This window comes from Ruegeria sp. AB10, assembly GCF_056542745.1.
In genome coordinates, this window is record NZ_JBQGAI010000001.1 from 398,195 (window position 1) to 419,589 (window position 21,395).

At 60.3% G+C, this 21,395-nt stretch carries 19 protein-coding genes; 11 read left to right on the plus strand and 8 right to left on the minus strand.

Features of this window, described 5'->3' with window-relative positions; all coding sequences use genetic code 11:
- Window position 1: 1 nt before the first annotated feature.
- On the minus strand, window positions 2-2,611 hold the full coding sequence (gene mprF / locus ACR0NT_RS01980; RefSeq protein WP_170671126.1) for a bifunctional lysylphosphatidylglycerol flippase/synthetase MprF: 2,610 nt from the start codon (window positions 2,609-2,611) through the stop codon (window positions 2-4).
- A 103-nt stretch (window positions 2,612-2,714) separates the two neighbouring features.
- Entirely contained in the window at window positions 2,715-3,143 is a 429-nt protein-coding gene (locus ACR0NT_RS01985) for an Lrp/AsnC family transcriptional regulator (protein WP_170671123.1), read from the minus strand.
- A gap of 86 nt (window positions 3,144-3,229) precedes the next feature.
- Between ACR0NT_RS01985 and rocF the strand changes: the two genes are divergently transcribed.
- From rocF to ACR0NT_RS02000, 3 genes are read left to right on the plus strand one after another with little or no spacing between them, the layout of a single operon-like run.
- Window positions 3,230-4,150 carry an arginase gene (gene rocF / locus ACR0NT_RS01990; protein WP_170442073.1) on the plus strand — a complete coding sequence of 307 codons (921 nt, stop codon included), beginning with the start codon at window positions 3,230-3,232 and terminating at the stop codon, window positions 4,148-4,150.
- Complete coding sequence (ctlX, locus tag ACR0NT_RS01995) at window positions 4,150-5,067, plus strand: citrulline utilization hydrolase CtlX (protein WP_170671121.1); 918 nt, start codon at window positions 4,150-4,152, stop codon at window positions 5,065-5,067. Before rocF ends, ctlX begins: the two co-directional genes overlap by 1 nt.
- Window positions 5,068-5,076: 9 nt before the next feature.
- Window positions 5,077-6,117, plus strand: coding sequence for an ornithine cyclodeaminase (locus ACR0NT_RS02000; RefSeq protein WP_170671119.1), 1,041 nt, complete (start codon window positions 5,077-5,079; stop codon window positions 6,115-6,117).
- 51 nt (window positions 6,118-6,168) lie between these two features.
- Here ACR0NT_RS02000 and ACR0NT_RS02005 read toward each other — a convergent pair whose 3' ends face one another.
- From ACR0NT_RS02005 to dctP, 3 genes are all read right to left on the minus strand, one after another.
- Window positions 6,169-7,572, minus strand: a complete 1,404-nt coding sequence (locus ACR0NT_RS02005) for a TRAP transporter large permease (RefSeq protein ID WP_170442064.1) — start codon at window positions 7,570-7,572, stop codon at window positions 6,169-6,171.
- Between the two features lie 3 nt (window positions 7,573-7,575).
- The gene (locus ACR0NT_RS02010) at window positions 7,576-8,205 is read right to left on the minus strand and encodes a TRAP transporter small permease (RefSeq protein WP_170442061.1); all 630 of its coding nucleotides are present in this window, start codon (window positions 8,203-8,205) and stop codon (window positions 7,576-7,578) included.
- A gap of 63 nt (window positions 8,206-8,268) precedes the next feature.
- On the minus strand, window positions 8,269-9,285 hold the full coding sequence (gene dctP, locus ACR0NT_RS02015; RefSeq protein WP_170442058.1) for a TRAP transporter substrate-binding protein DctP: 1,017 nt from the start codon (window positions 9,283-9,285) through the stop codon (window positions 8,269-8,271).
- Window positions 9,286-9,701: 416 nt separating this feature from the next.
- Here dctP and acs point away from each other — a divergent pair, with 416 nt between their 5' ends.
- The 8 genes from acs (at window position 9,702) to ACR0NT_RS02055 (ending at window position 19,130) form a co-directional block, all read left to right on the plus strand.
- Entirely contained in the window at window positions 9,702-11,666 is a 1,965-nt protein-coding gene (gene acs / locus ACR0NT_RS02020) for an acetate--CoA ligase (protein WP_170671117.1), read from the plus strand.
- 7 nt (window positions 11,667-11,673) lie between these two features.
- Window positions 11,674-12,357 (plus strand): adenylate kinase, encoded by a 684-nt coding sequence (locus tag ACR0NT_RS02025; protein ID WP_170671115.1) that lies wholly within the window; start codon window positions 11,674-11,676, stop codon window positions 12,355-12,357.
- A gap of 184 nt (window positions 12,358-12,541) precedes the next feature.
- Complete coding sequence (locus ACR0NT_RS02030; RefSeq protein ID WP_170331222.1) at window positions 12,542-12,826, plus strand: DUF4212 domain-containing protein; 285 nt, start codon at window positions 12,542-12,544, stop codon at window positions 12,824-12,826.
- Window positions 12,827-12,841: 15 nt separating this feature from the next.
- Window positions 12,842-14,626 carry a sodium:solute symporter family protein gene (locus tag ACR0NT_RS02035; protein ID WP_170671113.1) on the plus strand — a complete coding sequence of 595 codons (1,785 nt, stop codon included), beginning with the start codon at window positions 12,842-12,844 and terminating at the stop codon, window positions 14,624-14,626.
- Window positions 14,627-14,735: 109 nt separating this feature from the next.
- Entirely contained in the window at window positions 14,736-16,559 is a 1,824-nt protein-coding gene (locus tag ACR0NT_RS02040; protein WP_170671593.1) for a DUF294 nucleotidyltransferase-like domain-containing protein, read from the plus strand.
- Between the two features lie 49 nt (window positions 16,560-16,608).
- On the plus strand, window positions 16,609-17,127 hold the full coding sequence (locus ACR0NT_RS02045; protein ID WP_170671111.1) for a hypothetical protein: 519 nt from the start codon (window positions 16,609-16,611) through the stop codon (window positions 17,125-17,127).
- Between the two features lies 1 nt (window position 17,128).
- Window positions 17,129-18,541, plus strand: a complete 1,413-nt coding sequence (locus ACR0NT_RS02050) for a 3'-5' exonuclease (protein WP_170671109.1) — start codon at window positions 17,129-17,131, stop codon at window positions 18,539-18,541.
- Window positions 18,542-18,629: 88 nt separating this feature from the next.
- Window positions 18,630-19,130 (plus strand): flavin reductase family protein, encoded by a 501-nt coding sequence (locus tag ACR0NT_RS02055; RefSeq protein ID WP_170671107.1) that lies wholly within the window; start codon window positions 18,630-18,632, stop codon window positions 19,128-19,130.
- Here the strand turns inward: ACR0NT_RS02055 and ACR0NT_RS02060 are convergent.
- From ACR0NT_RS02060 to ACR0NT_RS02070, 3 genes are read right to left on the minus strand one after another with little or no spacing between them, the layout of a single operon-like run.
- Window positions 19,127-19,606, minus strand: coding sequence for a DUF6505 family protein (locus ACR0NT_RS02060; RefSeq protein ID WP_170671591.1), 480 nt, complete (start codon window positions 19,604-19,606; stop codon window positions 19,127-19,129). The genes ACR0NT_RS02055 and ACR0NT_RS02060 overlap by 4 nt on opposite strands.
- Complete coding sequence (locus tag ACR0NT_RS02065; protein WP_170671105.1) at window positions 19,606-20,298, minus strand: biotin/lipoate--protein ligase family protein; 693 nt, start codon at window positions 20,296-20,298, stop codon at window positions 19,606-19,608. The genes ACR0NT_RS02060 and ACR0NT_RS02065 overlap by 1 nt, the downstream gene beginning before the upstream one ends.
- Window positions 20,295-21,356: an Mrp/NBP35 family ATP-binding protein gene (locus ACR0NT_RS02070; protein WP_170442032.1), complete on the minus strand. Its 1,062-nt coding sequence runs from the start codon at window positions 21,354-21,356 to the stop codon at window positions 20,295-20,297. Before ACR0NT_RS02070 ends, ACR0NT_RS02065 begins: the two co-directional genes overlap by 4 nt.
- Window positions 21,357-21,395 lie beyond the last annotated feature (39 nt).

The window sequence follows — 21,395 nt, forward strand, 5'->3', positions numbered from 1 at the left end:
GCTATTTTGTCAGGCCGCGCAGCCCACCGGATATCAGGATGTTCACTTCATACAGGACGCGCGGCGCAGCCAGACCGCCGGGGCTGGCCAGATAGTTCGGGCTCCATTCCGGATCGAATTTCTGTTTGAACGACCGCAGCCCCTCGAAGTGGTAGAACTGTTCACCATGCTCATAAACGAACCCGCCGACGCGGTTCCAGAATGAGGCCAACTGGCGGTTCTCGATCCCTGAAAACGGCGCGGCCCCCAGCGAGAACCAGTGGAACCCCTGCTCGGCACCCCATGACATCATCTCGGCAAACAAAGCGTCCATGATGAAATTCGAGCCGTCCGGCTCATACCGCATCAGGTCCAGAGACAGTTCGGATTTGTTTCCGCCCTGGAACAGATTGGCGAAGGCGACGATCTCGCCCGTATCGCCTGCCCGCAATACCGCGTGATCAAAGTACGACAGGTATTTTTCATCAAAACCGCCAAGGGCAAAGCCCTTCTCTTCGCCCGCCTTTTGCGCCAGCCAGTCATCGGATATTTTGCGCAGTTCGGGCAAGACCGGGGCCAGTTTCTCTTTGGGGATGACCTCAAACACATAGCCTTCACGCTCGGCCCGGTTCTTGGCCTGCCGAAACCGCTTGCGGGACTTGCCATCCAGCGAGAAGTCTTTCAGCGGCACCCGCGCGACCTCACCGATTTTCAGGATCGACAGGCCGAGGTCCAGGAAGGTCGGCAGGTATTTGGTGGACACGCTGTAAAACGCACACAGCTTACCCTCGCGATCCGCCATTTCGCGCAGTTGCCAGATCAGTTGCTGACCGGCTTTTTCATCGCCAACCGGCTCGCCCTTGGTGATCAGCGCGTTGCCGGTATCGGCATAGGCCAGAAACGCGCTTTCATCCGGTGCGATCAGGAACTGCTTGTCTCCGGTCAGTGAAATCTGCGCCTCGGTATCTTCGCTTTCCAGCGCCAAGCGTTCCACGGCCGCAGGGATTTCAGTGCGCTGCAACTGAGGAATTTCCCGCCCGAACAGCGAGTTCACTGCCACAACACCAAGGATGACCGCCACCACCAGGCTGGACCGCAAAAAACGCGAGGCGTCGCCGTTCCACGCGAACTCCCACCACAGCGCATTCTGGTATTCGACATGGGAATAGGCGAACAGCCCAATCCAGAAGATGACCGCCAGCAAGGCGATGACGCTGACCAACCACGGGATATTCAGGCGAAAGATCGAGGCCCCGCTGACGCGGTAGAACGCCCCGCGGAACGTGGCCAGAACGGCGATCGAGGCCAACATGCCGATGGCCTCATGTGTGTCCAGCCCCTTGGTCAGCGACGCGACAAACCCGGCCACCATGAGCAACATCGCCACGATCCACGCGCGATAGAGCTTGCGGAACAGCCCGCGCGATACAAGGATCAACAGCACGCCAACCGCGCTGCCCGCCAAATGCGAGGCCTCGACAAACGACAACGGCAGGAAGTCCCGCAACACGCCGAGGTTCTGGCTGCTGGACGGCAACGCACCTGAGACCAGCAGGATGATCCCTGCAACCGCGGTCACGCCCGCTGCCACCATCGGCACAACCGGACGGATCGCGCGATAGGCCCAAGTCGCCGCGCCGCTGATATGGTGGCGGTGCGTCAGCGCCGAGGCGACCGCAATCGACAGGCTGGCGATAACGAAGGGCAAGAAGGTGTAGACCAACCGATACAACAGCAGGGCAGCGATCACATCCGACCGGCCCGACGCGCCCAACCCGGCGATCAGCGTCGCCTCGAACGCTCCGATCCCACCCGGTGCGTGGCTGACAATGCCAACGGCAATCGCCCCGATAAAGATCGTGAAGAAATAGGGGTAACCGACCCCAAGGTCATCGGGCATCAGTGTATACAGCACCATCGAGGCGCCAAACAGGTCTCCGATCGCGGCCAGGGTCAGCAAGCCAGCCAGCTTGCCACCGGGCAAATTGAACCCGATCCCGCCATAGGCCAGCCTGCGCCCCCCTTTTGCAAGCCAGAGGAACAGGAACACAAGCGCCGCCAACAAGCACAGACCGATCACGGTTTCGGCGGTGTCACTGATGGGCAGAACGTTTGAAATCCCGTCGGGATGCAGGGTCAGCAGTATGCCCAGCAACAGAACCAGCCCTGACCAGAACGCGATCCACGAGGTCGCGATGACGCCCGCGACCCGGCTCAGGTCCAGCCCAAGCGAGGCGTAGATGCGATACCGGATCGCCGTGCCGGTGATGTAAGAAAACCCAAGGCAGTTGGACACGGCGTAACCGCTGGCCCCGGCCATGCCTGCGACAGGCAAAGGCACCTCTCCATCCGCCACGCTTTGCACGGCCAGCACGTCGTACATGGACAGCGACAAAAAGCTGAAGCAAGTCCAGCAGAAGGCAACGAACAGCAACGTCCACGAGGTATTCGCCACGTCCGTCTGCACATCCCCCCATTTCACGTGATGAGACAGCTCGTGCAGCACCACCAGCGCGATCAGCGTGACCAGGATCGGCACCGCAATCCTGACCAAGGGCTTTTCGAGAAAACCGGTGACCCGCCCGGCCCAGCGTACGGCCCAGAGTTCTTCGCCTGTCTCCTGCGTGGTCATGTTTTTTCCCTGCTCTGAGGTGCTGCAATGATCCCGCGCGCGCACGGGTCGCGCGGGGGAACTCTTGCACATTTTCCTTGAACCTCAAAGCGCTATGGGCGGATCAGACGCGGCCCTTGCGCGTGGACAACAACAGATTGGTCTCGGACTTGGTGATCCCCTCCATCCGCCGGATCTGGAACAGGACCTCGTCCAGTTCGGCCAGGGTCTCGGTCCCGATTTCGGCGATCAGGTCCCAGCTGCCATTGGTCGTGTGCACGGCGCGTACCTGACGCAGGGCGGCGATGCGGGCCATCGTGCGTTCAGTGCCACGTCCTTCGATCTCAAGCATCATCAACCCGCGGACCGGGCTTTCGGCCACGTCCAGCCGGGTCAGGACGGTAAAGCCCACGATCTCGCCCGATTGCTTCAGACGCTGCAGCCGACTCCGCACCGTCGTGCGGGTGACCCCAAGCGTTTCGGCCAGCTCGGACAGTGAGGCCCGCGCGTCCCGGTGCAAGGCATTCAACAGTCTGCTGTCCAAATCGTCCATGATGATTTCTCACTTTGCGTATCTAAGTTTCATTTTGAACAATTTGCCCTCTTCTCGCAACCCGACCCGCAGCCCTAAACAGACATATGGACAACAAACACGTAATATTGGTCGGCGTTCCGATGGACGCAGGCAAACGGCGTCAGGGCTGCCGGATGGGGCCTGACGCATACCGCGTGGCAGGTCTGGATCAGGCGTTGGCGAATCTGGGGTATCGGGTATCCGACCTTGGTAATATCGGCCCGGACGATACGGACACACCCGCACACACACACCTGTTCGCCCTGCCCGAGGTGGTCGGCTGGACCAGCGCCCTGAGCCGCACGGCACAGGACACAGCGCCGCAAGGTTTGCCGATCTTCATGGGCGGCGATCATGCCCTTTCTATGGGCACTGTCGCGGGAATGGCCGCCCATGCTGAGCAGATCGGGCGCCCCCTGTTCGTGCTCTGGCTGGATGCCCATAGCGATTTCCACACCCCGGATAGCACCGGCAGCGGCAACCTGCATGGCACACCTGTCGCCTATTTCACCGGTCAACCCGGATTCGACGCCTTTCCACCTGTGCCCGCCCCAGTACCAACCGACCGCGTTGGCATGATCGGCTTGCGCTCGGTCGATCCGGCGGAACGCGCGCGGCTGGAACAGGACGACGCCATGCTGGCCGATATGCGCAGCATCGACGAACACGGGATCAAAGCGCCGCTGATGGCATTTCTGGATCGGGTTCGGGCGGTCAACGGCATTCTGCATGTCTCGCTGGATGTCGATTTCCTTGACCCTTCCATCGCCCCCGCTGTCGGCACCACCGTCCCCGGTGGCGCGACCGAGCGCGAGGCGCATCTGGTGATGGAACTGCTGCACGAAAGCGGTTTGGTCTGTTCGCTGGATCTGGTCGAGTTGAACCCGTTCCTCGACGAGCGCGGGCGCACCGCAAAACTCATGGTCGATCTGGCCGCTTCATTGCTGGGCCGCCGCATCTTCGACCGCCCAACCCGGAGTTTCTGATGCAGTCTCTGCAAGCCCCCTCGGCCGTTGTGATGATCCGGCCTCATGCGTTTTCCTCGAATCCCGAGACGCATGGTGACAATGCATTTCAGACACTCGCCACTCCCACGGCGGCGCCGTCGGTCGCGGCGCGCGCGGAACATGACACAGCGGTCGCTCAGCTGCGCGATGCCGGAGTAAGGGTTCACGTCTTCGACGATCACGGTGAGCTGGACACCCCCGACAGTGTATTCCCGAACAACTGGTTCTCGACCCATCCCGGCGGGCATATCGCGATTTATCCAATGTATGTCCCATCGCGCAGACGCGAGCGCCGGGCGGATGTCATCGAACTGTTGAAACAGGAATACCGGGTTCAGGACGTGATCGACTATTCCGGCCTGGAACAGGACAAGCTGGCGCTGGAAGGCACCGGCGCGATGGTTTTGGACCACATCGGCCGCGTGGCCTATACGGTAAAATCCAACCGCGCCGATCCCGTGCTGCTAGAGCGGTTCTGCACCCACTTCAACTATGAACCCATCGTGTTCGAGGCAAAGGATGCAGAGGGGCGCGATGTCTATCACACCAACGTCCTGATGGGCATCGGCACCAACTACGCGCTGATTTGCCTGGACATGATCACCGACCCGGAGCGGCGCGCGACGGTCAAGGCGCGGCTTGAGGAAAGCGGTCGTACCGTGATTGATCTGAGCCATGAGCAGATCGCCGAGTTCGCCGGCAACGCCATCGAACTCAGCGGTCGCGACGGTCTGGTACTGGCCCTGTCCAGCCGGGCGCTCGCCGCGCTTACCCCTGAACAAATCGCCACAATCGAGGCCAGCGCAACGCCGCTGCCGCTCTCGGTTCCGACAATCGAAACTGCCGGTGGATCCGTGCGCTGCATGATTGCAGGCATCCACCTGTCCCGCCGATAGGAGACCCCGATGCAACCTTCTGACAAGGCGCTTGTGCCCTTCGTGTCCGTCGACAACATGATGCGTCTGATGCACCATGTCGGGGTCGAACGGATGATCACCCAGATCGCAGCCCAGATCGAATCCGATTTCAAACGCTGGGAAAGCTTTGATAAGACCCCGCGCATTCCTGCACACTCACCGCACGGCGTGATCGAACTGATGCCGACCTCAGACGGAGAGGCTTACGGGTTCAAATACGTCAACGGCCACCCCAAGAACACTTCCGAAGGATTACAGACGGTGACCGCCTTTGGTCTGCTGGCGGATGTCTACACCGGCTACCCCACTCTACTGACCGAGATGACGATGCTGACCGCACTGCGAACAGCAGCAACCTCGGCGCTGGTCGGCAGTTATCTGGCACCGAAATCGTCCTCGGTCATGGCCATGATCGGCAATGGCGCACAGTCTGAATTCCAATGTCTGGCGTTCAAGGCAATGTGCGGGATCACCACCGTGCGCCTCTATGACACCGACAGCAACGCCACCAGGAAATGTGCCGCCAACCTGCAAGGAACTGGCCTGACCGTCGTGCCCTGCTCGACCCCCGAAGAGGCCATCGAGGGCGCGCATATCATAACAACCTGCACGGCCGATAAGAAATACGCCACGATCCTGACAGACAACATGGTCGGCCCCGGCGTGCACATCAACGCCATCGGCGGCGACTGCCCGGGCAAGACGGAACTGCACCGCGATATCCTTCTGCGCTCGGAAATCTTCGTCGAATACCCCGAACAAACGCGGATCGAAGGTGAGATTCAGGCGCTGGAAGACGATCACCCAGTGACCGAAATGTGGCAGGTCATGACCGGACAGGCCGAGGGTCGCCGCGATGATCGGCAGATCACCTTGTTCGACAGCGTGGGCTTTGCGATCGAGGACTTCTCGGCTCTGCGCTATATAAAGACCGCCATCGAAGGCACTGACTTCTTTGAGCCTTTGGACATGCTGGCAGACCCGGATGACCCGCGCGATCTGTATGGGATGCTGATGCGGGCAAGCTAAAGAACTCGCAAATAGCAGTACCTCGCCCCCGGTTAACCCCGGGGGCTTTTTCTATCCGGCCAGGGACGGCAGGTAGAGAACGATGCCTGGGAACGCCACAAGCAGCGCAATGGTGACGCCGTCCGCGATGAAGAACGGGGTCACGCCCTTGAACACATCCTGAACGCTCAGGTCCGGGCGCACGCCAGCGACCACAAAGCAGTTCAGGCCGATGGGTGGTGTGATCAGACAGAACTCGGCCATTTTGACCACCAAAATACCGAACCAGATCGCGCACATCGGGCCGGACATGCCAAAGGTGCTCTCTGCGGCGCTGACCGCCTCTCCACCATTCAGTGCCATCACCGCCGGGTAGACCACGGGCAAAGTCAGCAACAGCATACCAATCGCGTCCATGAACATGCCCAAAACGGCATAGGCCAGCAGGATGCAGATCAGGATCAGCATCGGTGACATTTCCAATGAGGTGATCCAATCCGAAAACGCCCCCGGCAAGTCCGCAAAACCCAGAAATCGGACATAGATCAGCACGCCCCAAATGATCGTGAAGATCATGGCCGTCAGCTTGGCGGTTTCTAGCAGCGCGGATTTCAATTCGGTCCACCGCATTCCGTGAAACAGGGCAAAGCAGAACACGATGAAGGCTCCGATGGCGCCGCCTTCGGTCGGCGTGCCCCAAGCCTTTTCACCGAACGGGTTATAGACAAAGCAGATGATGATCAGGATCACGGCGACAATCGGGAAGGCTCCGGGCAGCGACGCAAAGCGCTGTTTCCATGTAAAGCCCGTGACCGGAGGGCCGACGGATTTGAAGAACACCGCGATGCCGACGATCAGCAAACCATAGATCACCGCCGAGAATGCGCCCGGAATGAAACCAGCCAACAGCAACTTGCCCACGTCCTGTTCAACAATGATGGCGTAGATCACAAGGATGGCCGATGGCGGGATCAGCGAAGCCAGCGTGCCTCCGGCGGCGACCACCCCGGCAGCGAATTGCTTGTTGTAGCCGACGCTCAGCATCTCGGGGATGGCGATGCGGGCGAAAACGGCAGAGGTGGCGACCGACGCGCCCGACACCGCGGCAAACCCGGCGGTTGCAAACACGGTCGAGACCGCCAGCCCCCCCGGCACCCAGGCCACCCAGCGTTTGGCGGCTTCGAACAGCGCGCGGGTAAGGCCCGCATAATAGGCAAGATAACCGATCAGGATAAAAGTCGGGATCAGGCTGAGCGTATGGGCGGCCACTTTGGAATGCGGCACCTGCCCCGCCGTTTTGACCGCAACCGTCAACGCCTTGCCAAAGCGGTCCGGGTCGTATCCGAACTTGGCCCAGAATATCCAGACCAGCCCCACCAACCCCGCAAGGCCCGCCGCGAAAGCCACGCGCATTCCCGTGACAACCAAAAGCAGCAGGCCACCAGTGACCCACAGGCCGATGTCTATCGTGTCCATGCGCTAGTCCTGCCCTTCGAATTGCTCGGCCTCGGCTGCGGCCTGAGCCGCAGCGTCCTGAATCAGAGGTACCGCCACCGGGCGTTCCAGCCCCAACACGAAAGCGCGGCCATAGCCCCAGATCTGCAGCACCAGCCGTAAGCACAGCACCGAAAACGCCACCGGCGCCAGCAGCTTGGCGGGCCAGAGTGGAATGCCGATGTCAATCGAACTGTCGCGGCTCCATAGCGGTGCACCAAAATCGAAGGAGCGGTCGAAATGGGACCAACTGCCCCAGACCAGCGCCAGCATCAGCACAAGGACCAGGACGACCGAGATCAGTTCGAACAACCAAAGCGCCCGTCCGTGCAGGCGCGAAATGACAATGTCCATGCGAATATGACCACCACTTCGCTGCACGTAGGAAATGCCCAGAAAGGCGATCAAAGGCATGGCCTGTTCGATCCAGTCTACATAACCCGGCAGCGGCGCATTGATTGCGTTGCGCCCGCTGACCGAGACCACGGCCAGCACCATCAGCCCGAAAACTGCCAGACCGCTGATTAGCGCCAGAAACTGCTCTAACTTCAATAGATGGCGGTCCAGCCGACTGAGACGGCTGCCGTCCTCAAGCACCGTGGCCTGTGCTGCCATTCCGGTGATCCCCTGTGAATTGATTGGTGTCCGGGTGCCCGGTCAGGCACCCGGATCGGGCAATCAGTTGCCGCCGCGCTGCTGCTTCAGCGTCATCTGGACCAGATCATAGAGATCCTGAGCCGGAAGACCCTGGGCAGACATGTCCGCAATCCACTGTTCGCGGATCGGATCGGCAGCCTTGGTGCGGAACTCTTCGATCACGGCGTCATCGATCTCAACTTTCTGAACACCCTTTTCGTCCAGAACGCTGTCCCATTTCTCAAGCAGCCCGCCGTAATTGGCGAGGTAGTGGTCAATCGCTTCGCTGATCGAGCTGTTCAGCGCCTCGCGATGTTCGGCGGGCAATGCCTCATAGGCTTCGATATTGACCACAACCGGGCAGTTTACGGTGCCGGGGTTCAGGTTGGCGGTCCACCAGTCGGCCTCGTTGATGGTGCCAAACGACAGGTGGGCGTGCTGGGCAAAGGCGACCGTATCGACAACACCGGACTCCATCGCGTTGAAGGCTTCGGTCGCAGGAACCGAAGTAGGCACCCCGCCGACCGCTTCGAACGCCTGCCCCAGCCCACCCGTGGCTCGGACGCGCATACCGTCGAACTCGGCCAGTTCGTCACGCGGTTCACCGGTTCCAACGATATTGTACTGCGGCATGGGCGAAGTCATGATGATGCGCGCGTTCCACTGCGCCATCTCATCCTTGACTGCCGGGTGATCATAGACAGCGTGGCTGACGGCCACCTCTTCTTCCAGAGTGTTCACACCCAGAAACGGCAGCTCAAGCACGGTGATGGCGCGATTCTTGTCGCGGTGGTAGCCGGCGCAGAACTGGGCCATCTCAAATGCGCCGATCTCGATCCCGTCCAGATTCTCCTTGGGCTTGGACAGGCCGCCATAGCTGACATTGATAGTGAACTCGCCACCGGTCTTCTCACTGACCAGTTCAGCCAGCTTTTCCACATGTTCGGTAAAGGCGCGCCGCTTGCCCCAGACAGACGCGTTCCATTCGGTTGCGGCGGCCTCTGAGACGAAGGCAACACCCAAGGCGGCGACAGCAGCGCCGCTCAATATCTTTTTCATGATGAGTTCTCCCTTTGCTGCGCTTCTTGTCCAAGCGCTTGGGATTCAAGCTAGCGCCAACATCGAAATGTGCCAACCCCGGACAGGCCGCCGCGTCGCCGCCCGCCAGCGCTAACAACCGAAAGGTGAATCGAAAGTGCGGAGAATTGCAAAACCACCCTGCCGTAGTATCTGCAAATTCTGTGACATTTATATGCTTGTTATATCTTCATTTTCCTCATTTGCTGTCAAAATATTTTACTAATTTACTCCGGTTGGTGAAATTTATTTACAAACAAATGCTGAGATTTCGGTAATTTATTTCATTGTTTTCAGTTCTCCGTATTATCCGGCTTGGGGAGGAAGAGGATCAACGGTGCTCGTACCGCGAGCAAGTAATGGTCCAAAAATTTCAGTCCAGAGGGAGGAGCCTCAGTATGACAACCGCTGCCCAGGCAGATGCCAACGTTTATCCGCCGTCCGCCGAAACCGTTGCGCGCGCACATGTCGATGCCGACAAGTACAACGAAATGTACAAGGCCTCGATCGAAGATCCCGTCGCGTTCTGGGGTGAGCAAGGCAAGCGGGTCGACTGGATCAAGCCGTTTTCCCAGGTCAAAGATGTCAACTATGACTTCGGGTCGGTCAATATCAACTGGTACGCCGACGGCACGCTGAACGTTTCCGCCAACTGTCTGGACCGGCATCTGAAAACACGCGGCGATCAGACCGCCATCATCTGGGAACCGGATGATCCGTCTGACGCAGCGCAGTACATCTCCTATGCCGAACTGCACCGCCGCACCTGCCGGATGGCCAACATTCTGGAATCAATGGGCGTGCGCAAAGGTGACCGTGTCGTCATCTACCTGCCGATGATCCCCGAAGCCGCTTATGCGATGCTGGCCTGTGCCCGCATTGGTGCGATCCATTCGATCGTGTTCGCCGGTTTCTCTCCTGATGCTCTGGCCGCACGTGTAAACGGAAGCGACGCCAAAGTTATCATCACCGCCGACGAAGCGCCGCGTGGTGGCCGCAAAACGCCGTTGAAATCCAATGCGGACGCCGCTCTGCTGCACTGCAAGGACACGGTGAAATGTCTGGTCGTCAAACGGACGGGCGGTCAAACCACCTGGGTTTCCGGCCGGGACTACGACTACAACGAAATGGCGCTGGAAGCGGATGACTATTGCGCACCCGCTGAGATGAATGCCGAAGACCCTCTGTTCATCCTCTACACCTCGGGCTCGACCGGTCAGCCGAAAGGTGTTGTTCACTCCACCGGCGGTTATCTGGTTTATGCCGCGCTGACCCACGAAATCACGTTCGACTACCACGAAGGTGACGTCTACTGGTGTACTGCGGATGTGGGCTGGGTCACCGGACACAGCTATATCGTCTATGGCCCGCTGGCCAATGGTGCGACTTCGGTCATGTTCGAAGGCGTCCCGACCTATCCGGATGCGGGCCGTTTCTGGGAAGTGTGCGCCAAGCACAAGGTCAACCAGTTCTACACCGCTCCGACCGCCATTCGCGCCCTGATGGGTCAGGGCAACGAATGGGTCGAAAAGCACGATCTGAGTGATCTGCGCCTGCTGGGTACAGTCGGTGAGCCGATCAACCCCGAAGCCTGGAACTGGTACAATGACGTGGTTGGCAAGGGCAAATGCCCCATCGTCGACACATGGTGGCAGACCGAAACCGGTGGCCACATGATGACTCCCCTGCCCGGCGCCCATGCGCTCAAGCCGGGTTCGGCCCAGAAACCCTTCTTTGGTGTTCAGCCCGTGGTTCTGGACCCGCAATCGGGCGTCGAAATTAATGGCAACGGCGTCGAAGGTGTTCTGTGCATCAAAGACAGCTGGCCCGGTCAGATGCGCACCGTCTGGGGCGATCATGAGCGGTTCGAAAAGACCTATTTCTCGGACTACAAAGGCTACTACTTCACCGGTGACGGCTGCCGTCGCGACGAAGACGGTGACTACTGGATCACTGGCCGCGTCGATGACGTGATTAACGTCTCGGGCCACCGCATGGGCACCGCCGAGGTGGAAAGCGCACTTGTGGCGCACGCCGCCGTGGCCGAGGCCGCCGTGGTGGGCTATCCCCATGAAATCAAAGGACAAGGCATCTATTGCTATGTCACTCTGATGAATGACCGTGAGCCCAGCGATGAACTGCTGAAAGAGCTGCGCACTTGGGTTCGGACCGAGATTGGCCCGATTGCGTCCCCGGATGTGATCCAATGGTCCCCGGGCCTGCCCAAGACCCGCTCGGGCAAGATCATGCGCCGTATCCTGCGCAAGATCGCCGAGAACGACTTTGGCTCGCTCGGTGATACCTCGACCCTGGCCGATCCATCGGTGGTCGATGACCTGATCGCAAACCGCGCGAACAAGTGAGGAAGTGATGGACGCTACCGCTACCACTACTCCCGCCGTTCTGATCCTTCTCGGCCCTCCGGGCGCTGGGAAGGGCACACAAGCGCGTATGCTGGAAGACCAGTTCGGGCTGGTTCAGCTCAGCACTGGTGACCTGCTGCGCGACGCCGTCGCTGCAGGCACCGACGCTGGTCTGGCCGCCAAGGCCGTCATGGAGGCCGGTGATCTGGTCAGTGACGAGATCGTCATCGCCATCCTGCGGGACCGCATGGCCCAACCGGATTGCGCCAAGGGCGTCATTCTGGACGGCTTCCCCCGCACCACGGTTCAGGCCGAGGCGCTGGACGGTCTGCTGGCCTCTGCCGATCAAAAGATCAGCGCCGCGATCAGTCTCGAGGTTCAGGATACCGAAATGGTGATCCGCATCTCGGGCCGTTACACCTGCGCCGGATGCGGTGAAGGATATCACGATCAGTTCAAGCAGCCTGCCGAGGACGGCAAGTGTGACAAGTGTGGTCACACCGAGTTCAAGCGCCGCGCGGATGACAATGCGGAAACCGTGGCCTCGCGCCTTGCCGCGTATCACGCGCAGACGGCGCCGCTGATTGACTACTATCAGGCTCAGGGTGTGCTGAAAGGCATCGACGCCATGGGCCAGATCGATGACATCGCCAACGACCTGCAAGGGCTCGTTCGTGAGGTCATGAACTAAGGGGAGGAGATAAGCCCCCCAGGGCTTTGATCCTACAACGGAATACTTCAAAGGACCCGCCTTGGCGGACCGGTGGAGTTTTGCCTGACGCCAATCCGGTGTTCGGCACAATCGAGAAGCGGCCTGACGCACTGGAGGAGTTGGGTGACGGGCCGCCCAACGAGGAAGCAAGGAGGAACCCGCAATGGCGGATAATTCTACAAACTCCGCGCAGACTGCCGAAGCCGACAAGGGCTATTGGCAGGCCAACCTGCGCCTCATCTACATCAGCCTCGCGATCTGGGCGCTGGTGTCATTTGGATTCGGCATTCTGCTGCGTCCGCTACTGTCGGGTATCGCCGTAGGCGGGACCGATCTGGGCTTTTGGTTCGCTCAGCAGGGATCGATTCTGGTCTTTCTGGTGCTGATCTTCAACTACGCCTGGCGCATGAACAAGCTGGACGCCGAACACGGCGTGGACGAAGAATAAGGGAGAGCGGGGACAATGGATCAGTTTACCATCAACCTGCTGTTTGTTGGCGCATCCTTCGCGCTATACATCGGCATCGCGATCTGGGCCCGCGCGGGTTCCACATCGGAATTCTACGCCGCCGGTCGCGGCGTTCACCCGGTCACCAACGGTATGGCGACAGCAGCGGACTGGATGTCCGCGGCCTCGTTCATCTCGATGGCGGGCCTGATTGCCTTTACTGGCTATGACAACTCGACCTTCCTGATGGGTTGGACCGGTGGCTACGTGCTGCTGGCTCTGCTGCTTGCGCCTTACCTGCGTAAGTTCGGCAAATACACCGTCTCGGAATTCATCGGCGACCGTTTCTACAGCCAGACCGCACGTATCGTTGCGGTGATCTGTCTGATCGTCGCGTCGGTGACCTACGTTATCGGTCAGATGACCGGCGTGGGCGTGGCCTTTGGCCGCTTCCTCGAGGTCTCGAACACATCCGGTCTGCTGATCGGTGCCTGTGTCGTGTTTGCCTACGCGGTGTTCGGCGGGATGAAGGGTGTGACCTACACCCAGGTTGCTCAGTACTGCGTGCTGATCACAGCCTACACCATCCCGGCGATCTTCATCTCGCTGCAGCTGACCGGCACGCCGATCCCGGCCCTGGGTCTGTTTGGTGACACCGCCAGCGGTGAACCCCTGCTGACCAAGCTGGACGCGATCGTCACCGAGCTGGGCTTTGCTGACTATACGGCGCACCACTCGAACACGCTGAACATGGTGCTGTTCACGCTGTCGCTGATGATCGGTACCGCCGGTCTGCCGCACGTGATCATGCGCTTCTTCACCGTGCCGAAAGTGTCTGACGCACGTTGGTCGGCTGGCTGGACGCTGGTCTTCATCGCTCTGCTGTACCTGACCGCCCCTGCGGTTGGCGCAATGGCGCGTCTGAACATCACCGACATGATGTGGCCCAACGGTGGCATCGAAGGTGGCGCAGTCTCGGTCGAGGAAATCGACACCGATCCGCGCTATGACTGGATGCAAACCTGGCAGAAAACCGGTCTTCTGGATTGGGAAGACAAGAACGGCGACGGCAAGATCCAGTACTACAACGACCAGAACGCCGACATGCAGGTGATTGCGGAAGAAAAAGGCTGGGTTGGCAACGAGTTGACCAAGTTCAACCGCGACATCCTGGTTCTGGCCAACCCCGAGATTGCCAACCTGCCGGGTTGGGTGATCGGTCTGGTTGCGGCCGGTGGTCTTGCGGCTGCTCTGTCAACCGCTGCGGGTCTGTTGCTGGCGATTTCGTCGGCTGTGTCCCACGACCTTGTCAAAGGCGCGATCAACCCGTCGATCTCTGAAAAAGGAGAGCTGATGGCGGCACGGGTCGCGATGGCCGTGGCCATCGTTGTTGCAACCTATCTGGGTCTGAACCCACCGGGCTTTGCGGCTCAGACGGTTGCTCTGGCCTTCGGTCTGGCGGCTGCCTCGATCTTCCCGGCGCTGATGATGGGGATCTTCTCGACCCGCATCAACAACACCGGCGCGGTTGCTGGTATGCTGGCTGGTCTGACCGTCACGCTGATCTACATCTTCCTGCACAAGGGCTGGCTGTTCATTCCGGGCACCAACTCGTTCACCGATGCTGATCCGCTTCTGGGTCCGATCAAGTCGACCTCGTTCGGCGCCATCGGTGCGATGATCAACTTTGCAGTCGCATTTGTTGTCGCCGGTATGACCAAAGAGACTCCGCAGGAGATCAAAGATCTGGTCGAAAGCGTACGCATTCCCCGTGGTGCGGGCGCAGCTCAGAGTAAATGAGCATGATGCGGCATATGGTTAACTTCCATGTGCCGCGTTTTTCGATCTACTACTCCCGCCCGGCACACCACCGGGCGGGATTTTTCAACCAAGGAACCAGGATTTCATGATGCCGCTCTCACATGACCAAATCACCCGGTTTCTGAAATCCGTACATCCCTATGACGCCCTGCCCCCCGAAGCGCTGGACGATCTGGCCAAACAGATCGAGGTGTGGGAGGTGGACGAGGGTTCTGCCGTTTACGAGCTTGGCCACACCCTGCCCGGCGTTTTCCTGATCTACGAAGGTCAGGTCGAGATCACCGATGAAAATGGCGCAGTGGTCTCTCATCTAGGGCTCAGAAACTCTTTTGGCGAGCGCGGCCTGCTGAAAGATGGAATAGCCGCAACGCATGCGCATGCCGGTACTCCGGCGGTTCTGTTTGTTCTGCCTCCGGCTGTGGTGCGCAAACTGATCGACAGCCATCACTTCGTCGCCAAGTTCTTTGACCGCACGCGCGGCGAGCGTCCCGGCCCGCAAAGCCTGGCCACCAGTTCGATCGATGTCCTGATGGCCCGCAACCCGGCCACCTGCCCCGCGGCGATGCCTGTTCAGGAAGCCGCGCGGCTGATGCGTGACCGGCATATCTCGTGCCTGTGCGTGGCCGAGGGCGAGACCTTGCAGGGTATTGTCACGTTGCGCGATATCTCAGGCAAGTACGTGGCGGACGCCATGCCCGAGGCCACGCCCGTGTCGGCAATCATGACCGCTGATCCGATCACTCTGTCTCCGTCTGACATCGGTTCGGACGTGCTGCATGTGATGATGGAGCGCGGGATTGGCCACATCCCGGTCGCCGAAGGCGGCAAGCTTGTCGGCATCGTGACACAAACCGACCTGACCCATTATCAGGCCGTCAGCTCGGCCGAGTTGGTCCGTCAGATCGCCCTCGCCAATTCGGCGGCTGAAATGGCAAAGGTCACCGCTGAAATCCCGCAATTGCTGGTGCAACTGGTTGCGGCCGGCAACCGGCACGAAATCGTCACCCGCCTGATCACCGACATTGCCGACACCGCGACCCGGCGGCTGTTGATACTGGCCGAAAAGAAACTCGGCCCGCCGCCGGTGCCCTATTTATGGCTGGCCTGTGGCTCGCAAGGGCGTCAGGAACAGACCGGCGTGTCGGATCAGGACAACTGTCTGGTGCTGGATGACAAAGTAACCGACGCGGATATGGGCTATTTCACAAAGCTGGCGAAATTCGTGTCAGACGGGCTGGATACCTGTGGATATTTCTACTGCCCCGGCGACATGATGGCGACCAATCCCCGTTGGTGTCAGCCGGTGCGCGTCTGGCGCGACTATTTCAAGGGCTGGATCGCGAAACCGAACCCCGAGGCGCAGATGCTGGCCTCGGTCATGTTCGATCTGCGCCCGATCGGCGGCGCATTCGAGCTGTTTACCGATCTTCAGGCCGATACGCTGGCCGCCGCCAATGCGAATTCGATCTTCGTGGCGCACATGATCTCGAACTCGCTGAAACACACACCGCCGCTTGGCCTGTTGCGGGGCTTTGCCACCATCCGCTCGGGTGAACATCGCAACACATTGGACCTGAAGCACAACGGCGTGGTGCCGGTGGTCGATCTGGCCCGCGTCTACAGCCTGCAGGGCCAGTTGACCGAGGCCAACACCCGCGCCCGCCTGAAAGCCGCCGAAGCCGCCGGAGTGCTCAGCCCCGCAGGCGCGCGGGACATTCTGGACGCCTATGACCTGATTGCCGAAACCCGGCTGGAACATCAGGTGAGGCTGGTTAAGTCCGGCGAAAAGCCCGACAATTACCTTCCTCCATCCGCCTTGTCGGACTTTGAGCGAAGCCACCTGCGCGACGCCTTCGTTGTCGTAAAAACAATGCAATCGGCGGTGGGTCATGGCAAAGGTATGCTGGGCTAAGCCAGAAAAAAACTAAACGGACGCAAACGTCTGAAATTCGGAGAGACACATGTTTCTGGAACTGATCGGCACCATCTTTGCAGGCTTCGCCTTTGCAGGTGTGGTGATGGTATTGAACAAACTGTCAGGCGGCCGCCTGCCCCGCTGGGCGGCTCCGGTCGCCGCCGGGCTGGGCATGATCGGCATGACCATCGCCAGCGAGTATTCCTGGTATGACCGCACCGTCGAAACCCTGCCCGAGGGCATGGAAATCGTGCAAGAGGTCGAAAGCCGCGCTTTCTATCGCCCGTGGACCTATGCGGTGCCTTTCGTCGACCGGTTCGCGGCAATCGATACGGTCTCGGTCCGCACCAATGAACAGGTTCCCCAACAACGTCTTGTGGACCTGTATTTCTTTGGTCGCTGGGCCCCAATTTCGAAGCTTCCCGTGGCCGTCGATTGCGACGCGAACAGCCGCGCCAGCCTGGCCGATGGTGTTGAGTTCGGCGATGACGGCCATTTGCTGAACGTCGATTGGGTGAATGCCGATGACGGCGACCCAGTAATCGAGGCAACCTGCGGAGTGTAACATGCTGACCCGGCTAAGCCTGCGCATACGTATTTTCCTGTTCTTCTGCCTGCTGGCCTTGGGCGGCGTCGCGGTCAGCTCTCTGGCGCTGTGGATCAGCTACAGGCGCGCGGCGGATCCGGCCCTGGCAAATGCCTTCATATTTGCCGAAATCCTCATGGCCTTCGGCATGGTCGGTTTGATCGTTGGCGTGTGGCTTCTGTTTGACGATAATGTCGCCAAACCGATCGAACGTTTGTCGGCCCAGTTGCGCGCCCGCGCTCATGCCGGTGTCAGCACCGATGTCGACATGCAGGCCGCACGCTATCTGGGCGATCTGGCCCCGGCCGCAGCAGGGTTGGCCGATCAATTGTCAGGCAAGACGATGGACGTTGCCGAGGCCGTGGCGGCGGAAACCGCGCATCTGGCCGCCGAAAAGCAAAGGCTGACGGCACTGTTGACCGAGATCCCGGTGGCGATGGTTCTGGCCAGTCCGACCCATAAGATCGTTCTCTACGACGGTCAGGCTGCCGGGGTTCTGGCCCAGATCGCACATCCCCGCCTGAATGCCTCGCTCTTCGAATATCTGCAGCCCACAGCCCTGCAAGACGCCTATGAAAAACTGAGCAAAACAGGGCTGGAAGTCACCTGCACCCTGACCAGCATCGACGGCGCGCAAACCTATTCCGCCCGGATGAAACCGCTGGGCGACGCGCCCGGTTACCTGCTGATTTTCGACGAAAGCGCCGCCAATATCGAACCCGAGGCCGCGCGGCCTCTGGTCTATGATTTCGACCTGTTGAACAGCGCGACCGGAGGGCAATTCGAAACTCTTGCCCTGCAGGATCTGTGCTTTGTCGTCTTTGACACCGAAACCACCGGCTTGCTGCCGCACAAGGACGAAATCGTCCAGATCGGCGCAGTTCGGGTGGTGAACGGCAGGATTGTCGAGGGCGAGAAACTGGACACGCTGGTCAATCCCGGAATGCCGATCCCACCGGCCTCGACCAAGGTTCACAAGGTCAGCGACCGCATGGTTGAAGGCGCGCCGGATATTGCCGAGGCCGGGCGCACCTTTCACCAGTTCGCACGGGATGCGGTGATCGTCGCGCATAACGCGCCCTTCGACATGGCCTTTCTGCGGCGCCACGCCAAACGTATGGATGTCGAATGGGATCACCCCATTCTGGACACGGTTCTGTTGTCCGCCGTTCTGTTCGGCGCCAGCGACAAACACACGCTGGATGCTCTGTGCGACCGGTTGGAGATCACCATCCCGCACGAGCTGCGCCACACGGCGCTTGGGGATGCGGTTGCTACCGCACAGGCACTGGTCAAGATGCTGCCGATGCTGCAGGCACGCGGCATGACGACCTTTGGCGCCGTCATCGAGGCCACACGGCAGCATGGCCGCCTGCTGGAAGATCTGAACTAAACGCAAAATATTCAGATAGAATTCAGCTTTTCATGGACAATCCCGGTTGGCCGTGGCACCTGATGCCCGACCACTGCACGAGCGCGTCATGACGGAAAAGACCTTCACCCCCACCCCGGATCAAAGCCCCGCGTTTCGCGAAGCACTGGGGTGTTTTGGAACCGGAGTCACCGTTGTCACGACGGGATCGGTCAACGGGCCACGTGCGATCACTGTCAATTCGTTTTCGTCGGTGTCGCTGGACCCGCCGCTGGTACTGTGGTGCCTGGCCAAGGATTCCCACCGGTTCGATTCCTTCAAGGCCTGCCAGCACTACTCGATTCACGTGATGGCCGAAGAACAGCAGGATCAGGCGTTGCGCTTTGCACGCGACGGGCTGGATTTCTCACATGCCGTTTGGGAAACCGATCACAAGGGCCGACCTCAATTGGCCAATTGTCTGGCGCGGTTCGACTGCCAGCTTCATGCCAAACACGAGGCCGGGGATCACCTGATCCTGGTTGGTGAGGTTGAACAGGTGATGTACCGCACCGGCAAGGGCCTGATCTTCAAGCGCGGGCAATTCGGCGGCTTCGCGGACCTGCTTTAATCATCCAACGAGCCGTGAACGGCTAGCGCCTCAAGCTGCGTTTCCTGCGGTGTGATGATGCGAAACGCCTCATGCACGCCGCTGTCGGACAACTCGCGCGCAACGGTCAACAACGTATTCGGCGCGTGTTCCTCGCACAGCTCGGCCATATGGGCGAGCTCGGTCTGCGCAACACCTGACGCAGCCTCTACCGAAGGTGCGCCGTAGAATTGTACGAAATGCTCAGCCAGGTTTTGCGCGATTTGGTCCAGTTCCGACGGTTCGATCTGGGTGACGGCGACAAAGGTCACCCGTCCGAATGTCTCGACCCCCAGCCAGCCGTTTGAAAAGGCCTGCCGCGCCTTGCCTTCCAGATCGGCCGGCCCCCAGTTTGAAAACTCAAACCCACCCGAGATGCACCACTCTCCGGTCCGGGCCGGGGAATGAAAGACATTGATGTCGCTTTCGTCGAAATGGATCGCGCGGGCCAGTTTCATCATCCGTTCTCCAACAGTTCGGTCAGGGGGCGCAGGCGGGTTTCGGCGCCATCGCGGGTCAGCATTCCGAACCGCTCATCCGTGCCCAGAAATACGCCGGTCTCGCAGGGTTCTCCAACACCGCGCAGCAATCCCATCCATTCGCCGTGCAGGGGCGCATTGCCGTCCTCCTGCCAGCGGTTGAGCCAGGTCAGCATGTGCCGCGACCAGCTTTCGACCAGTTGCACCGAAGAAACCTCTGCGCAGCCCTCGTCATACAGCGCCGTGACATCCGGTGTTTCTCCCGGTGCCGCGCTGGTTTGCAGCAGAGCCAAGTCCCAACCGACCACCAGCCAGTCCGGTTCGGTCTCAGGGTCACCGGACGACGACGCAACGCGGAACTCACCGCATTTCGCACCGTTCACGCAGATCAGCCCATCCCAACCCAGATGCACCGCGACCTCTGGCGGGGCCAGCGCGCCCAGCGCATTTTGAAACCCGACGGCACACAGAGGCAACATCGCCATGGCATCCTGCAAGGGAACCTCGGGCGCGAAGATGATCGCCACCCGCAGCCGATCGGCCTGAATGTTGTAGACGACCGACCCGGCGTCACAACCCAAGGCCGCCATAGCTTGCGCACGCTCGAACGGGTCTTCCCCACCCTGCACCGGGTGGCCCGACAGTAAGGGGGGAAAGACCGGCTGGTTCATGCGTTGCCCTTGGCGATCATGTCGCGGGCGATCTTGCGGAACGCGTCGGCTTGCGGACTGTCTGGCTTGCTGACGACGATGGGGGCACCGCCATCCGCAGCCACTCGGATATCCAGATGCAGCGGAATTTCACCCAGCACCGGAACGCCCAGCGCCTCGGCCTCGGACACGACACCGCCATGGCCGAACACATGCTCCTCATGCCCGCAATTGGAACAGATATGAGTGGACATGTTCTCGATCATCCCGACGATCGGCGTCTTGAGCTGGTTGAACATGTCGATCCCCTTGCGGGCATCAATCAGGGCTACGTCCTGCGGAGTGGAAACAACAATGGCGCCGTCCACCTGAAACTTCTGGCTTAACGTCAGTTGCACATCCCCAGTTCCGGGTGGCAGATCGACGATCAGCACGTCCAGCGCGCCCCATTGCACCTGGCTCATCATCTGTTGCAGTGCGCCCATCAGCATCGGGCCACGCCAGACAACCGCCTGCCCTTCGTTGGTCATCAATCCCATCGACATCATGGTCACGCCGTGATTGCGCAGCGGCAGGATCGTCTTGCCATCCGGGCTGGCCGGACGGCCCGAGACACCCAGCATCCGGGGCTGCGACGGGCCATAAACATCGGCGTCCAACAGACCCACACGACGGCCTTCAGCCGCCAAGGCACAGGCAAGGTTCGCCGAAACGGTCGATTTACCGACCCCCCCCTTGCCGGAAGCCACGGCAATGATCCGATCCACGCCCGGAACGGCCTGCGGCCCGGTTTGCGAGGGCTTCGGCTTGGGCTTCAAATCCGGCGGCGCCTTGTCGGAATGCGCGGTCAACATGGCCGAGACCTTGGCCACCCCGTCCACCATCTGCGCCGCTTTTTCGGCGGTCTCGCGGACCGGCTCCATCTGTTCGGCGTGTTTGGGGTCAATCTCCAGCACAAAACGTACCGTGTCGCCTTCGACGTTCAACGCGCGCACAACACCCGCACTGACGATATCCTGACCGGACACAGGGTCGGTGATCTTCTTCAGGTTCGCCAGAACCGCGTCACGGACACTCATGCCATTACCCCTTTGACTTGCCCCACCATGAGGTTGCGT